This is a genomic window from Pantoea sp. ACRSC (assembly GCF_022346785.1).
In the GTDB taxonomy this organism is placed as follows: domain Bacteria; phylum Pseudomonadota; class Gammaproteobacteria; order Enterobacterales; family Enterobacteriaceae; genus Pantoea; species Pantoea alvi.
In genome coordinates this window covers 32,068-46,474 of the sequence record NZ_JAKRNN010000019.1, presented here as the reverse complement: position 1 = coordinate 46,474, position 14,407 = coordinate 32,068, and the positions used below count along the sequence as shown (strand labels likewise).

Below are 14,407 nucleotides of genomic sequence, written 5' to 3'. Positions count from 1 at the left end.
TAGTCTCATCCAGTAATAAACGTCAGACCCTTGCTGTGGTCAGTTATGAGATTTATCTTTTAACGCGAAGTTCCAGCAAAAGTTTGCGGGAAAGGTAAAAATTTATGCACGCCCTTTACAAAAGTCCAGTTATTCCACCGCCATTAGTCGGCGATACTCATCCCATGCATAGAGATCGGTCATGCCGCTAATATAATCCTGAATCAGGCGAAAGCGATAATAACGCTCCCACAACAGGCGCTGATATTTATGCTCAACCACTAGCGTACGCATTTTTTGCTGATAGGCTTTGCGGTGTTTGCCGGAAAGTTTATGGAACAGGCGCGTTTCAATGGGGTGCTGGCGCAAAAAATCGTCATTAATCAGCGTGGTAAAGGCTTCATACGTCAGCGTCATTAAAGGTTGATATATTTCTAACAATCCCTTAATAACGCGATAACCCTGTAATTCCAGCTGTTCGACTTCGGCATGGTTAAATACGTGGCGACGCGCCACCGTTTTAAACATCTGCAATAGCCGCCCCTCTTCGCCGTCATCCTCTAATAGCGCATGATTAAAATCGCCGTTGAAAATAGCCGGCAGATTATCGACGAAACGTCTCACCGCATGGCTAACCAGCACGTTCTGAACGTTAACCCGCAATGACATAAAGAACTGATCGCTTCTGCTGCGACGCTTTTTGTTACAGGCTTCGCGCCAGGCATCGCCGACCGTTCGACTAAAGGCGTCGTTATTTTTAATCGGGCCCCAGTTTTTACATAAATAGTCATAAAGCGCATCAATGTTAAATATATCTTTTTCAACGGCGTCATCAAGATCGGCGATGCAGTAAGAGATATCATCCGCCGCCTCCATAATATAGGTCAGCGGAAAGCGATGATGCTCTTCCATATGGGTCGCGGCGCGCAGCTCGGCGATATAGTCGCGCTCGGAGAGATAAAAGCCGGGCTTTTTCATCAGGGCGCTAAACTGTTCCGGCTTCTCACCCTGCCACCAGGCGGGGGCGGTATATTTCAGGATGCAGGCGACCTGTGAATAGCTGAGATTGAGCTGCAGCAGGGTATGCACCATACGGATCGCCTGCGCGTTGCCTTCGAAGTGGCACAGATCCTGGCGGATCATGGCGTTTAGCTGGCTAAAGTCAGCGCGCTGCTGCTCGCCTTCAACCCCGGCCACCAGCGGATCCACCAGCTCCAGCGGAAGATGCTCTTCAAACCAGTCGTTGATGGCGGCCTCGCCGAAATGGCCGAACGGCGGATTGCCGACGTCGTGCAGCAAACAGGCCATCTCCACCAGACTTTCGAACGCGCCCTCCATCCCGTTCAGCCCGTACTGCGCCAGACCGCCCTGATTTTTCAGGGTTTGCAGGATCTCTTTGGCGATATAGCGCCCCGTCTGCTGCACCTCCAGCGAATGGGTCAGGCGCGAACGTACCGCGGCGTTACGCTCCAGCGGAAAGACCTGGGTTTTTTGCTGCAGTCGGCGAATTGCCGCCGAGTTGATAATGCGGCCGCGATCGCTCTCAAAGTGGCGGGTAATAAAGTATTCCCCTTCCGGCTCTTTGCGCGTGTTATAAGGGCGGGTAAAACTGATCTTCTTCCTGAAATTAACCGTCGCCATCATTTCCCCTTATACCTTCGTGAATCAATCCCCTGCCAGCCATGCTAGACTATGCCTCACTTTTTACGACCACTTCCACCACATTAGCGAGACTCTTTTATGAAAGCAGGCATTATTGGCGCGATGGAGCAGGAAGTGACCCTGCTGCGTGACAAAATCGAGAACCGCCAGACCCTGACGCTGGCCGGATGCGAAATTTACACCGGCACGCTGAATGGCGTTGAGGTCGCTTTGCTGAAATCGGGTATCGGTAAAACCTCAGCGGCGCTCGGCACTACGCTGCTGCTTGAGCTGTGCAAGCCGGACCTGGTGATCAATACCGGATCGGCCGGCGGCCTGGCGCCGACGCTCTCGGTTGGCGATATCGTGGTCTCAGACGAAGTGCGCTACCACGACGCCGACGTCACCGCCTTTGGCTACGAGCCGGGCCAGATGGCGGGCTGCCCGGCGGCCTTTACCGCTGATGCGCAGCTGATCGCCGCTGCGGAAGCCTGCATCAGCGAGCTGAATCTGAACGCGGTGCGCGGCCTGGTGGTCAGCGGCGACGCCTTTATCAACGGCGCCGAGCCGCTGGCGCGTATTCGCACCACCTTCCCGCAGGCGATCGCCGTAGAGATGGAAGCGACCGCAATCGGCCATGTCTGCCACCAGTTTAAGGTGCCTTTCGTGGTGGTGCGCGCCATCTCCGACGTGGCCGACAAAGCGTCGCATCTGAGCTTTGAAGAGTTTCTCAGCGTTGCGGCGCAGCAGTCGTCGCTGATGGTGGAGAAGCTGCTGGCGCGTCTGGCGCGTGGCTAAATCGCTCTGGCCGATCGGGCTGCTGCTGTTTTGCAGCAGCCTGTTCGCCGCCGCCCCGCGCGTTATCTCTCTCGCCCCACATCTCACCGAAATGGCGTTCGCCGCGGGCATCACGCCGGTCGCGGTCAGCGCCTGGTCCGACTATCCGCCCGCCGCGAAGGCGCTGGAGCAGGTCGCCAACTGGCAAGGCGTTAAGGTCGAGCGCATTCTGGCGCTAAAGCCGGATGTGGTGCTGGCCTGGCGCGGCGGCAATCCGCAGCGCCAGATCGATCAGCTGCAGCGGCTCGGCGTTAAGGTCGAGTGGCTCGATCCCGGCTCGCTGAAAGAGATGGCGGACGCCGTCGCGTCGCTACAGCGCTGGAGCCCCCATCCGCAGCAGGCGCTGGATGTCGCGCAGCAGCTGAAACAGCAGGAAAACGCCCTGCGCGCGCGCTACGCCGCCCTGCCCGCCGTGCCGCTTTTTCTGCAGTTCGGCCAGCAGCCGCTGTTTACCGCCGCGCGCGATACCCTGCAGAACGACATCATCACGCTGTGCGCCGGAAAGAATATTTTCGCCGACAGCCGCGTCAGCTGGCCGCAGGTCAGCCGCGAGCAGGTGCTGATGCGTCATCCGCAGGCGATTGTGGTCGCCGGCGACGCCGCGCAGGCGCAAAGCGTGGCAAAATTCTGGCAGCCTCAGCTAGCCGTGCCGGTTATCGCCATTAACGATGACTGGATTAGCCGTCCTGGCCCACGTATGCTGCTGGCGGCAAAGCAGCTCTGCGCCGCCCTGCATCCGGCACAGTAAATCAGCATAAATCGGTTAAAGATCCCGCTAACTTTGCCGTTAATCAATTAACGAGACGCCGACGCCACGTAAGCTCAGCGTCCTTTTATGCGCACCGCGCATTTTGCACACCAGGAATCCTGTATGACCAGAGCCTTGCTGCTGGCCTTCGCGCTCGCAACCGTCGCGCCCTTCGCGGCTGCGTCAACCACGGGAACGATAGGCGTCCAGTTGATTATCTATTCGCGCTGTGAAGTTAACAGCCAGCCGCAGCGAGCAATGCCGCAGATCGATTGCGGTCGCCGCCTCAACGCGCAGCCGCGCGTAACGGAAAGCGTGCTAAAGAAGGATGGAATTCGTAAGGAAACGGCGAAGCTGGTAACCGTTGAATGGTAATAAAAAGGCCGTCGCAAGACGGCCTTTTTGCATCAGATACTGAAAGAGGAGCCGCAGCCGCAGGTGGTTTTAGCGTTCGGGTTAGTAACGATAAAACGCGACCCTTCCAGACCTTCGGTGTAGTCCACCGAGCCGCCGACCAGATACTGCAGGCTCATCGGATCCACCACCAGCGCCACGCCCTGCTTCTCAATGGTCATGTCGCCGTCGTTCATTTTATCGTCAAAGGTGAAGCCATACTGAAAGCCGCTGCAACCGCCGCCGGTGATATAGACGCGCAGTTTCAGATCGGGGTTCTCTTCGTCGGCAATCAGGTTCTTTACCTTGCTGGCCGCCGCATCGGTAAACTGTAACGGCAGTGCTGCAACATCATCACTCATCTTATACTCCGGTAAAGGTCCAGGCCATAAAACGACCTCAATTGCGCTATTATCCGCCAGCGCGATAGCGCAATCAAGTTTTGCCCTTCGCACTCTGTGCCGCCGGCCTTCAGCTAAGGTAAGTATAGCGCGCCCTTTCCGGCCTTTCGCCCGGCCGTTATCTTCCCGTAGAATGGCGCGAGAATTTTTATGAACCGCTGGAGCCGAATAAATGAGTAAGTCCGAAAACCTGTTTGCCGAAGCGCAACGCCTGATCCCCGGCGGCGTTAACTCGCCGGTGCGTGCGTTTAACGGCGTAGGCGGCACGCCGCTGTTCATCGAGCGCGCCGACGGCGCCTGCCTGTATGATGCCGACGGCAAAGCCTATATCGACTATGTCGGCTCATGGGGGCCGATGGTGCTGGGCCACAACAACGCCGCGATCCGCAACGCGGTGATCGAAGCGGCCACGCATGGCCTGAGCTTCGGCGCGCCTACCGAGATGGAAGTGAAGATGGCGCAGCTGGTGTGTGAGCTGGTGCCGAGCATGGATATGGTGCGTATGGTGAACTCCGGCACCGAAGCGACCATGAGCGCCATTCGTCTGGCGCGCGGCTTTACCGGCCGCGACAAGATTGTGAAGTTCGAAGGCTGCTATCACGGCCATGCTGACTGCCTGCTGGTAAAAGCGGGCTCCGGCGCGCTGACGCTGGGTCAGCCCAACTCCCCTGGCGTGCCGGCCGATTTCGCCCGCCACACCCTGACCTGCACCTATAACGATCTCGACTCCGTGCGCGCTGCGTTCGAGCAGTACCCGGAGGAGATCGCCTGTATTATCGTCGAGCCGGTCGCGGGCAATATGAACTGCATTCCTCCGCTGCCGGACTTCCTGCCGGGCCTGCGCGCACTCTGTGATGAGTTCGGCGCGCTGCTGATTATCGATGAGGTGATGACCGGCTTCCGCGTGGCGCTGGGCGGCGCGCAGGAGTATTACAACGTGCGGCCAGATCTGACCTGCCTCGGCAAGATTATCGGCGGCGGCATGCCGGTAGGCGCCTTCGGCGGACGCCGCGAAGTGATGGACGCGCTGGCACCAACCGGGCCGGTTTATCAGGCGGGCACCCTTTCCGGCAACCCCATTGCGATGGCGGCCGGCTTCGCCTGTTTGACGCAGATTGCCCAGCCGGGCACGCATCAGACGCTGACCGAGCGCACGACGCAGCTGGCGCAGGGTCTGCTGGCGGCGGCGAAGGCGGAAAATATCCCGCTGGTGGTGAATCACGTTGGCGGCATGTTCGGTATTTTCTTTACCGACGCCGACAGTGTCACCTGCTACGCCGACGTAACCCAATGCGACGTTGAGCGCTTCAAGCGTTTCTTCCACCTGATGCTGGAAGAGGGCGTTTACCTTGCGCCTTCCGCCTTTGAGGCGGGCTTTATGTCGCTGGCGCACGGCCACGAGGAGATCGAGCGCACCATCGACGCCGCCCGCCGCTGTTTTGCGAAGCTGTAAGCGTGGGATTGACGCTGATGGCTGGCTCAGTCAAACAGCGGATGATAGGGGCTGAAGAGCCAGGCATTCCGCGCCAGAGACAAAACGCCGGGAGCGTTTTGAACAACCCAGCGCGCTAGCCCGACAACGGCACCCGTGTGCGGGACGCGCGTTCAGGGAGGTCTTGCGCGACGTTGCGATCGGACCCTGTCTTGCGCGTGAGCACGCAGTCAACAACATCAGACCGGCAACTTGCCGGTCTTTTTTTTACCGCGAGCGCCGTAACAGCCAGATAAAATAGGGCGCGCCGATAAAGGTTGCCATCAGCCCCGCCGGCAGCTGATCTGGAAACGCCAGCATGCGTCCGCACCAGTCGGCCAGCAGCATCAGCCCTGCCCCAAACAGCCCCGCCATCGCCATCTGCGGCAGCGCGCGGCGGAAGCCGAGCATGCGCGCAATATGCGGCGCCATCAAACCGACAAAGCTCAGCGGCCCGATGGTGAGCGTCGCGGCGGCGGTCAGCGCGGCCGCCAGCAGCATCAGCACCAGTCGCGACGCGTTAAGCGCCATGCCCGCCGAGCGCGCCGTGGCGGATCCGAGCGGCAGCAGCGTCAGCCAGCGGCTGGCGAGCGGCGCCAGCGCCGTCAAAACCAGCGCCAGCGCGGCGCTCTGCATCGCTGCCCTGCTGCTGATGTTATAGGTCGAGCCGGAAATCCAGCTCAGCAAGCCGCCCATACGCGGATCGCCGCTTGCCAGCAGCAGCATCAGCAGCGTAACGAACGCGCTGTTAAGCGCCATGCCCGCCAGCAGCATACGCTCCGGCGAAAAGCCGCCGCGTCCCGCCACCAGCATAATAATCAGCAGCGTTCCCGCCGCGCCCAGCGCCCCCGCCGGCAGCAGAAACGCCAGCGCGTCGCCCGGCACGAAAAACAGCATCACCACCACGCCGAACGCCGCGCCGGAACTGATGCCCAGCACTTCCGGGCTGGCCATCGGATTACCGGTCAGGCGCTGGATCAAACAGCCCGCCACGCCAAGCATCAGCCCCACCGCCAGCGCCGCCACCAGCCGCGGCGCGCGCCACGGCAAGAGCTGATGAAACAGTTCGCCGCTCGACCACAGCCAGCCGTGCGCGTCGCGGCCGAAGGCGAGCGCCATCCAGGCCAGCACGCCGAGCAGCGCCAGCCCCGCGAGGGACCAGCGCCACACCGCGTGGCGTTCAGCCGGCACCTTATCGCCCATATCGAGCGCGGGCGGCGTCGAGCCGGTGCGCAGCCGCGGCAGCAGCCAGAGCAGCAGCGGCACCCCCGTCAGCGCCGTCAGGGTGCCGGTTGAGACTTCGCGCCAGTGCGCGGTAAGCCACAGCACGCAGGCATCCGCCAGCCACAGCAGCAGCGCGCCGATCAGCGGCGCCAGCAGCATGCGGCTCAGCAGCCGACGCGCCCCCAGCAGCTTCGCCAGCAGCGGCGCAAACAGGCCGATAAAGCCGATAATGCCCGCCACGCTCACCAGCTGCGCGCTGAGCAGGATCGCCAGCGCCAGCGTGCCGACGCGGCCCAGCGCCAGCGCCAGACCGAGGTTTTTCGCCACGCCGTCGTCCAGTCCCATCAGCGTCAGCGGACGCAGCAGCGCCAGCGCCAGCGCGAAGGCGAGCAGCAGGCGCGGCCACAGCAGGCTGACGTTCTCCCAGCCCATCTGGTTGAGCGAGCCGGTGCTCCAGAGGAACATCGTCTGCAGCTGGTCGTGATTGAAAATCGCGAAGATCTGGTTCACCGCCCCGCTGTAGAGGCTCAGCACCAGCCCGGAAAGGATCAGCGTAACCGGCGACAGCCGTTTGCCCCAGGCGACGCCGAACACCACCGCGCCAACCGCCAGCGCGCCGATCAGCGCGGCCAGCTGCGTGGTGGCCGCGCCGCCCGGCAGCTGCCACAGCGTGGCGACGGTAATGCCGAGCTGCGCGCCGGAAGAGACGCCCAGCGTGGTCGGCTCCGCCAGCGGATTGCGCAGCGTCTGTTGAAACAGCAGGCCCGCCAGCCCGAGCCCGGCGCCAACCAGCAGCGCCAGCCCGAGGCGCGGCAGCAGACTGTAGTGAAACAGCATCTGATCGATATTATTGCGATCCGGCGACAGCAGCGCCTGTGTCCACTGCGACGGCAGCAGCGCCGCGCGCAGATTGATGACGCTCAGCAGCAGCGCCAGCAGGAACAGCAGGCTCAGCAGCGCGGCAGGAAAATAACGATGGCGCATCAGCGCGTCTCCAGCGCGCGTTCCAGCACGCGAACAAAGTGCAGCGCCGACAGGGTCGCGCCGTAGTACCACACCGCCGGCACGCGCTGAAAGCGTCCGGCACGAACAAAGGGCAGCGCCTGCCACAGCGGGCTGCGCGCGAGCTGCGCCATATCGGCGTCGTTAGCGTGATCGAAGCAGATCGCCTCGACGTCGCGCAGATGCGCCAGCCGCTCAATGCCGATCACCGCGCTGCCCCAGAAGTTGGTTTCTCCCTGCCAGGCGTTGGTTAACCCCAGCCGCTCCATCACTTCCAGAAACAGGCTGTTCTTGCCGAACGCCAGCGCATGTCGGCTATCCATCAGCGACATCAGCAGCACTGGACGCGCGGCCCAGGGCGCAAGCCGCTGGCGCGCGGCGGCCAGCTCGCGATCCAGCATCTGCAGGTGCGCTTCCGCTTCGGCTTCGCGGCCGATGCGCTTTGCCAGCATGCGCAGCGAATCGCGCGCCGCGGAGAGCGGTTTGCCGTCGCCGCGGTTGAGGTCGAAGCCCATAATCGGCGCGATGCGCTGAAGTTTTTCCGGCGACGGGCCGTAGCCGTTGGAACAGAGGATCAGCGAGGGCTGCAGCTGGGTCATCAGCTCCAGGTTAGGTTCGGTGCGCAGCCCGACATCCACGGTGTGCGGCGGCAGCGGCGGCTCGCCGACCCAGATGTTGTAGTTGCGCGTATCGGCGACCGCCAGCGGCGCAACGCCGAGCGCCAGCAGCAGCTCGGTCGGCAGCCACTCCAGGGCGATAATGCGCTGCGGCGATGGCGCGGCGGCGTGCAGCGGCAGCGCGCGTAGCCACGGCGTCAGCGCCAGCGCCGCCAGCAGGCGACGACGAGAGATCTCCATGCTCAGGCCCTCAGTAGACAAAGCTGACCGGCGCGCCGCCCTGCGGATGCGGCAGGATGCCCATAGGAATACCGTAAATCGCCCCCAGCACCTCGGCCTGCATAATGGCGTCCGGCGCGCCTTCGGCAATGGTCTTGCCGCCGCGCAGCGCCACCAGATGGTCGCAGTAGCGCGCCGCCATATTGATATCGTGCAGCACGGCGATCACCGTCAGTCCGCGCTCGCGGCTGAGGCGCTGGATCAGCGCCAGCACCTCGACCTGATGGGCGATATCCAGCGCCGAAGTCGGCTCGTCAAGCAGCAGGCAGCGGCTGTTTTGCGCCACCAGCATCGCCAGCCAGGCGCGCTGGCGCTCCCCGCCGGAGAGGCTGTCCACCAGGCGGCCAGCCAGCGGCTTCAGCCCGACCTGCGCGATCGCCTCTTCAACCCGCACGCGATCCTCCTGACCAAAACGGCCCAGCGCGCCGTGCCACGGATAGCGGCCTATCGCCACCAGCTCGCGCACCGTCATACCTTCGGCGGCGGGCAGCTGCTGCGGCAGATAGGCAACTTCGCGCGCGAACGCTTTGTTGCTCCACGCCTCGACCGGCGTCGCATTAAGCAGCACCTTCCCCTCGCTGGGGTACTGATGGCGTCCCAGCATCTTGAGCAGTGTCGATTTTCCGGAGCCGTTATGGCCAATAAGCGCGGTCACTTTGCCAGGGGGAAAGGTCAGCGAGAGTGGATGCAGCAGCGTGCGGCCGGGCACGTGAAAGCTGACATTATCCAGCGTAAAAGTGGCTGCGTCGTGCATAGGCTGCATGATCATCCCAGGTTAAACGGGCGCCGCGGCGCCCGGTTGCATCAGAAACGGAAAGTGGCGGTGCCAACGATTTGACGCTCTGCACCCCAGTAGCAGGCGTAGTCGCGGTAACAGCTGGCGACATAGTCGCGGTCAAACAGGTTTTTCACGTTGACGCCCACCGACGAGCCCGGCAAACCGAATCGGCCAAGGTCATATTTCAGCATCGCATCCACCGTGGTGTAACCCGCGACGTCGAAGTTCTGATTGTTCTGCGTGCCGGTGCTGTAAAGCCCTTTGCTTTCACCAACGTAGCGCACCCCTGCGCCGACGGAGACCCCAGAGAGCGCGGTCTCGTGGAAGGTGTAATCCGCCCACAGCGACGCCATATGCTTCGGCACCTCCACCGGCGTGCGGCCTTTCAGCAGCGTGTCGTGGGTATATTCTGCGTCGGTGTAGGTGTAGGCGGCCGTCAGGTTAATATTGGCGTTCACCGCCGCTTTGGCTTCCAGCTCCACGCCGCGCGAGCGAATTTCGCCGCTCTGCACGCTAAACAGCGGACTTGAGGGGTCGGCGGTCAGGTTTTTGGTTTTGGTTAGCTGATAGAGCGCGGCGGTCAGGGTGATCGGACGATCTTTCGGCACATATTTCACGCCCGCCTCATACTGTTTCGCGCGCGACGGATCGAAAGGCTGCCCGCTTACCGTGGTTCCCGAGGTCGGGATAAAGGATTCGCTGTAGCTGAAGTAAGGCGCGATGCCGTTATCAAATACGTAGTTCAGTCCGCCGCGCCAGGTAAAGGCCTGGTCATGATTTTTCACTTCGCTATCGCCGTTACGGTTCAGCGCCGAGGTCATCGCATAGTCATAACGTCCGCCCAGCGTCAGCACCCAGCGATCCCATTCCATCTGATCCTGGGCGTAAAGGCCGGTCTGCTCCTGGCGGTTAAGATACTGGTAGGGGAACGGCGTGCCGACGCTGGCGTCGTTGCCATACTGCGGATCGATGGCGCTAAGGGGGGCGGCGCTGCCGAAGGCGGCATCAATATCATTATGGGTGCGCTGATAATCCACTCCCAGCAGCAGCGTATGATCCACCTCGCCGGTGGCGAATTTCGCCTGCGCCTGCGTATCGACGGCGAACTGATTCAGCCTCTCCTGCGACGTTGCGGAACCGCGCGTAATCGACTGCGTGGCGGCGTCGAAGCCGTTGCCGTAAATGCTGCGGTAGTCGGTGCGCAGATCGGCGTAGCGCAGGTTCTGACGCACCGCCCAGGTATCGTTAAAGCTGTGCTCGAAGCTGTAGCCCACCATTTTGGTGTTGCGTGAGATTTTGTTGCTCTCTTCGCCTTCGTCAAAGCTGGTCGGCAGCTTGTACTCGCTGCCGTCCGCGCGCGTAATCGGCACCACCGTGCCCTGACGCGGCAGCCAGCCGTAGTAGCCGGTTTCCGGCTCGTTCTGGAAATAGGTCAGCAGGTCGAAGCGGGTATTTGCATCCGGACGCCAGCTGAACGACGGCGCGATGGTGTAGCGCTTCTCTTTGTTTTTATCCTGCTGCGCGTCAGCGCTGCGCGCCTGGCCGGTCAGACGATAGCTGTAGACGCCGTCGTCATCCAGCGCGCCGCCAAAATCGAATCCGGTGGAAAAGAGGTTGTCGCTGCCCATCTGAAACTGCACTTCGCGCAGGGTTTCCAGGGTCGGGCGCTTGCTTACCAGCGCCACTACCCCGCCGGGATTGCTTTTGCCGTAGAGCACCGAAACCGGGCCGCGCAGCAGCTCGGCGCGCTCAAGGAAGTAAGGATCGATAGCGAATTCGGAGTAGTTGTCGCCCTGCAGCTTCAGGCCGTCAAGATACTGGTTGGTATTGGTTTCGCTGAAGCCGCGAATCGACAGCGCGTCGATCACCTGCGAGCTGCCGCGGTTGCCGGTCAGCACGCCTGGCGTGTAGTTGAATGCCTCTTTTACCGTGGTTATCTGCCGCGTTTCCATCTCTTCACGCGTCACCACCGAAACCGACTGCGGGTTTTTCTCGATCGGCGTATCGGTTTTGGTGCCGGTGGCGCTCTTTTTCGCGGCGATGGTCGGCGCGGGGCCCCACGCGCTCTCCTGCGCCGCGCCGGACGCGGCGTCTGCCGATACCACCAGCGTCTCTTCAGCCAGCGCAGAGGCGCTTACTGAGCCAAAAATAACGGCAATGCTTAAAGCCAGAGGACGGCGCAAAAATGGGCCGCGCAGATAACAGGAAAACGTCGTTCGCGCATTCATAGTAGTGTCTCTTGAATAAAAGTATGGGCAGGCGAATGAAAACGAGAATGATTATTATGCCGAGTGGATTCTAGGCGAAACGCTTTACTTTCTGCAAGGGATAATCCCGCGCGCAGCGCCGTCTGGCGGCCCTTCGCGCAGTATTGATCAGGCACAAAAAAAGGGCGCCGTAGCGCCCTTTTTAATCGCGGAGTTAGTTGCCGCCGAACATATCTTTAATCCAGCCGGCAACGCCGTCGCTCTCTTTCTGCTGCTGCGGCTGCTGTTGCTGCTGCATCTGCTGCTGATTTTGCTGCTGGTTCTGCTGCTCCTGCAGCTGCTGCTGTTGCTGCTGCTGGAACAGCTGCTGTTGCTGCTGGCAGAGCGCGTCGGGATCGAGCGCCCACACCGGCAGCGAGCGCCAGGTGCTGCTGCCGTTGCCGCAGACGAAATTGCCGGCGGAATCGACGTTCATCATTGAGACATCTTCCGGCGGCGTCAGCACCAGCGGCATCGGTGCCTGGTTATCCAGATAGCGGCGGTAGATCTGCATCGCACCGCTGGCACCGTACAGCTTGCTGGGCTGGTTATTGTCGCGGCCCACCCAGGTAATAGCGACCTCTTTGCCGTCAACGCCGGCGAACCAGCTGTCGATCAGGTCGTTGGTGGTGCCGGTTTTGCCCGCCAGATGCGCTTTCGGATAGCGTGCGCCCAGCGCGCGTGCCGTACCGTGATCGGCCACCTGCTGCATGGTGTAGAGCGTCAGATAGGCGGCCTGCGCCGGCTCGACGCGCTGCGCCTGCGGGTAGCTCTGATAAAGCACGGTGCCATCTTCCGCAATCACCGAGCGCACCGCTGAGAGCGGCGCGCGGTTGCCGCCGCTGGCGATCGACTGGAACGCCTGCGCCACTTCGATCGGCGTCAGGTTAAGCGCGCCGAGCAGCATCGACGGCACCGGGTTGAGCTGATCTTTCGGCACGCCCAGTTTGGTCCAGGTATCCACCACCGCGTCGAGCCCCAGCGTCATGCCAAGGTTGACCGTCGGCACGTTCATGGAGTTGGTCAGCGCATCCACCAGCATCACTTTGCCGCTGAAGCGACGATCGTCGTTCATCGGTTTCCAGACGGTGCCGTTCGGCTGTTTCAGCGCGATCGGCTCATCGGCGATCCAGCTGTTGAGACGATAGGTGTTCGGCTGGCTGAGCGCGGTCAGATAGGTCGCCGGTTTCGCCAGCGAGCCGATTGAGCGTCGCGCCTGCAGCGCGCGGTTGTAGCCCGCGAACTGCGGATCGGCGCCGCCGACCATGGCGCGCACTTCGCCGCTGAAGCGGTCAACCACCACCATCGCGGTTTCCAGATCTTTCAGACCGCGCTGTTTTTTCAGCGCCGGAATGCCGTCGAGCACCGCTTTTTCCGCCGCGTCCTGCGAGACCGGATCGAGCGTAGTGAAGATCTTCACGCCGGAGAGATCTTTTACCTTGTCGCCCAGCTTCGCCTGCAGCTCGTTACGCACCATCTGCATAAAGGCGGGCTGCGGCGTGATCACGCCGCCTTTCGGCTGTACGCCGAGCGGACGCGCCGAGAGCATGTCGTAAAGCTCCTGGTCGATCACCTTCTGCTGCTGCAGCAGGCGCAGCACCAGATTACGTCGCTCCAGCGCCAGCTTCGGATTGCGCCACGGGTTGTAGAGCGAAGCGCCTTTCACCATGCCCACCAGCATCGCCTGCTGATCGAGGCTCAGCTCGTCAACCGGACGGCCAAAGTAGTAGAGGCTCGCCAGCGGGAAGCCGCGGATCTGGTCGTTGCCCGCCTGGCCGAGATAGACCTCGTTCAGGTAGAGCTCCAGGATGCGATCCTTGCTGTAGCGCGCGTCCATAATGACCGCCATATAGGCTTCGCGCGCTTTACGCCACAGCGAGCGCTCGTTGGTCAGGAACAGGTTTTTTACCAGCTGCTGCGTCAGCGTACTGCCGCCCTGCACCGCTTTCCCGGCCGTGATATTGGCGAGGAAGGCGCGGCCGATCGAGTAGGGGCTGATGCCGTCATGCTCGTAGAAATGGCGGTCTTCGGTAGCGATCAGCGTGTCGACCAGCAGATCCGGGAAACCGGCGCGCGGCACGAACAGGCGCTGCTCGCCGTTGGGCGACTGCAGCATGGTGATCAGACGCGGATCGAGACGGAAAAAGCCGAAGTCGCGGCCGGAGTCGAGGTTTTTAATCTCGCCCAGCTCGTCGCCGTCAAACACCATCTGCGCATGCACCTGGCCCTCTTTGCTGTCCGGGAAATCGAACGGACGGCGCAGCAGATCGATGGTGTTGCCTTTCACCGAGAACTCGCCGGGACGCGTGATGCGCGACACCTCGCGATACTGCGTGCCTTCCAGCAGCGCAATCATCTCTTTCTTGTTATAGGCCATGCCCGGTTCGAGGCTGACCATACGGCCGTAGACGGTCGCGGGCAGCTGCCACACTTTGCCGTCGATGCGTGCGCGGATCTCCGAGTCGAGGTAGATACCCCAGGCGGCCATAATCACCACAAACACAAGGAACAGCTTGATCAACCAGCCTAACCAGCGGCGCTTCCCGCGCGGCGGACGCTTTCCTTTACTTTTACGCGGCACAGGCGTTTTCTCCTCAACCTCATCGGCAAAATCATCATTATCAAAATCCTCTTCATCCCTGCGGCGACCCCGGCGCGTAGCGTTACGCGGCGGCCTGGGTTGTTTTCCTTTACGCCCAATGGGTTCGCGATCGTTCCCAGACATTGGTTTCATTCTCCAGGTATTACGTTAGCAGCGCCGCTACTCTAGCGACTTTTACCTTTTCCGTAT

The 14,407-nt window shown here is 61.6% G+C and carries 11 protein-coding genes; 4 read left to right on the top strand and 7 right to left on the bottom strand.

Annotation, left to right across the window (positions count from 1 at the left end):
* Window positions 1-129: 129 nt before the first annotated feature.
* The gene (gene dgt, locus MHZ97_RS17035; RefSeq protein WP_239315188.1) at window positions 130-1,620 is read right to left on the bottom strand and encodes a dGTPase; all 1,491 of its coding nucleotides are present in this window, start codon (window positions 1,618-1,620) and stop codon (window positions 130-132) included.
* A 99-nt stretch (window positions 1,621-1,719) separates the two neighbouring features.
* Here dgt and mtnN point away from each other — a divergent pair, with 99 nt between their 5' ends.
* From mtnN to MHZ97_RS17020, 3 genes are all read left to right on the top strand, one after another.
* Window positions 1,720-2,418: a 5'-methylthioadenosine/S-adenosylhomocysteine nucleosidase gene (mtnN, locus tag MHZ97_RS17030; RefSeq protein WP_103793992.1), complete on the top strand. Its 699-nt coding sequence runs from the start codon at window positions 1,720-1,722 to the stop codon at window positions 2,416-2,418.
* Window positions 2,411-3,205, top strand: coding sequence for a vitamin B12 ABC transporter substrate-binding protein BtuF (btuF, locus tag MHZ97_RS17025; RefSeq protein ID WP_239315187.1), 795 nt, complete (start codon window positions 2,411-2,413; stop codon window positions 3,203-3,205). Before mtnN ends, btuF begins: the two co-directional genes overlap by 8 nt.
* A gap of 123 nt (window positions 3,206-3,328) precedes the next feature.
* Window positions 3,329-3,580: a hypothetical protein gene (locus MHZ97_RS17020; protein ID WP_103793990.1), complete on the top strand. Its 252-nt coding sequence runs from the start codon at window positions 3,329-3,331 to the stop codon at window positions 3,578-3,580.
* Window positions 3,581-3,612: 32 nt separating this feature from the next.
* Here the strand turns inward: MHZ97_RS17020 and erpA are convergent, their stop codons facing one another.
* The gene (gene erpA, locus MHZ97_RS17015) at window positions 3,613-3,960 is read right to left on the bottom strand and encodes an iron-sulfur cluster insertion protein ErpA (protein ID WP_033749565.1); all 348 of its coding nucleotides are present in this window, start codon (window positions 3,958-3,960) and stop codon (window positions 3,613-3,615) included.
* 211 nt (window positions 3,961-4,171) lie between these two features.
* Here erpA and hemL point away from each other — a divergent pair, with 211 nt between their 5' ends.
* A complete protein-coding gene (gene hemL / locus MHZ97_RS17010; protein ID WP_103793989.1) occupies window positions 4,172-5,452 on the top strand; it encodes a glutamate-1-semialdehyde 2,1-aminomutase in 1,281 nt (426 codons plus the stop codon).
* Between the two features lie 246 nt (window positions 5,453-5,698).
* On the opposite strand, the gene fhuB is transcribed toward hemL, so the two are convergent.
* From fhuB to mrcB, 5 genes are all read right to left on the bottom strand, one after another.
* Window positions 5,699-7,678, bottom strand: coding sequence for a Fe(3+)-hydroxamate ABC transporter permease FhuB (fhuB, locus tag MHZ97_RS17005; protein ID WP_239315186.1), 1,980 nt, complete (start codon window positions 7,676-7,678; stop codon window positions 5,699-5,701).
* A complete protein-coding gene (fhuD, locus tag MHZ97_RS17000) occupies window positions 7,678-8,553 on the bottom strand; it encodes a Fe(3+)-hydroxamate ABC transporter substrate-binding protein FhuD (protein ID WP_103793987.1) in 876 nt (291 codons plus the stop codon). Before fhuD ends, fhuB begins: the two co-directional genes overlap by 1 nt.
* 10 nt (window positions 8,554-8,563) lie before the next feature.
* Complete coding sequence (fhuC, locus tag MHZ97_RS16995; RefSeq protein ID WP_103794043.1) at window positions 8,564-9,355, bottom strand: Fe3+-hydroxamate ABC transporter ATP-binding protein FhuC; 792 nt, start codon at window positions 9,353-9,355, stop codon at window positions 8,564-8,566.
* Between the two features lie 41 nt (window positions 9,356-9,396).
* A complete protein-coding gene (gene fhuA / locus MHZ97_RS16990) occupies window positions 9,397-11,598 on the bottom strand; it encodes a ferrichrome porin FhuA (protein ID WP_239315184.1) in 2,202 nt (733 codons plus the stop codon).
* Between the two features lie 193 nt (window positions 11,599-11,791).
* Window positions 11,792-14,341 (bottom strand): bifunctional glycosyl transferase/transpeptidase, encoded by a 2,550-nt coding sequence (gene mrcB / locus MHZ97_RS16985; RefSeq protein WP_103793985.1) that lies wholly within the window; start codon window positions 14,339-14,341, stop codon window positions 11,792-11,794.
* Window positions 14,342-14,407: the final 66 nt, after the last annotated feature.

Excerpts from the sequence above, each read along its gene's own strand:
- dgt (WP_239315188.1), bottom strand. The coding sequence starts at position 1,620 with ATGGCGACGGTTAATTTCAGGAAGAAGATCAGTTTTACCCGCCCTTAT.
- mtnN (WP_103793992.1), top strand. The coding sequence starts at position 1,720 with ATGAAAGCAGGCATTATTGGCGCGATGGAGCAGGAAGTGACCCTGCTG.
- MHZ97_RS17020 (WP_103793990.1), top strand. The coding sequence starts at position 3,329 with ATGACCAGAGCCTTGCTGCTGGCCTTCGCGCTCGCAACCGTCGCGCCC.
- erpA (WP_033749565.1), bottom strand. The coding sequence starts at position 3,960 with ATGAGTGATGATGTTGCAGCACTGCCGTTACAGTTTACCGATGCGGCG.
- hemL (WP_103793989.1), top strand. The coding sequence starts at position 4,172 with ATGAGTAAGTCCGAAAACCTGTTTGCCGAAGCGCAACGCCTGATCCCC.
- fhuB (WP_239315186.1), bottom strand. The coding sequence starts at position 7,678 with ATGCGCCATCGTTATTTTCCTGCCGCGCTGCTGAGCCTGCTGTTCCTG.
- fhuD (WP_103793987.1), bottom strand. The coding sequence starts at position 8,553 with ATGGAGATCTCTCGTCGTCGCCTGCTGGCGGCGCTGGCGCTGACGCCG.
- fhuC (WP_103794043.1), bottom strand. The coding sequence starts at position 9,355 with ATGCAGCCTATGCACGACGCAGCCACTTTTACGCTGGATAATGTCAGC.
- fhuA (WP_239315184.1), bottom strand. The coding sequence starts at position 11,598 with ATGAATGCGCGAACGACGTTTTCCTGTTATCTGCGCGGCCCATTTTTG.
- mrcB (WP_103793985.1), bottom strand. The coding sequence starts at position 14,341 with ATGTCTGGGAACGATCGCGAACCCATTGGGCGTAAAGGAAAACAACCC.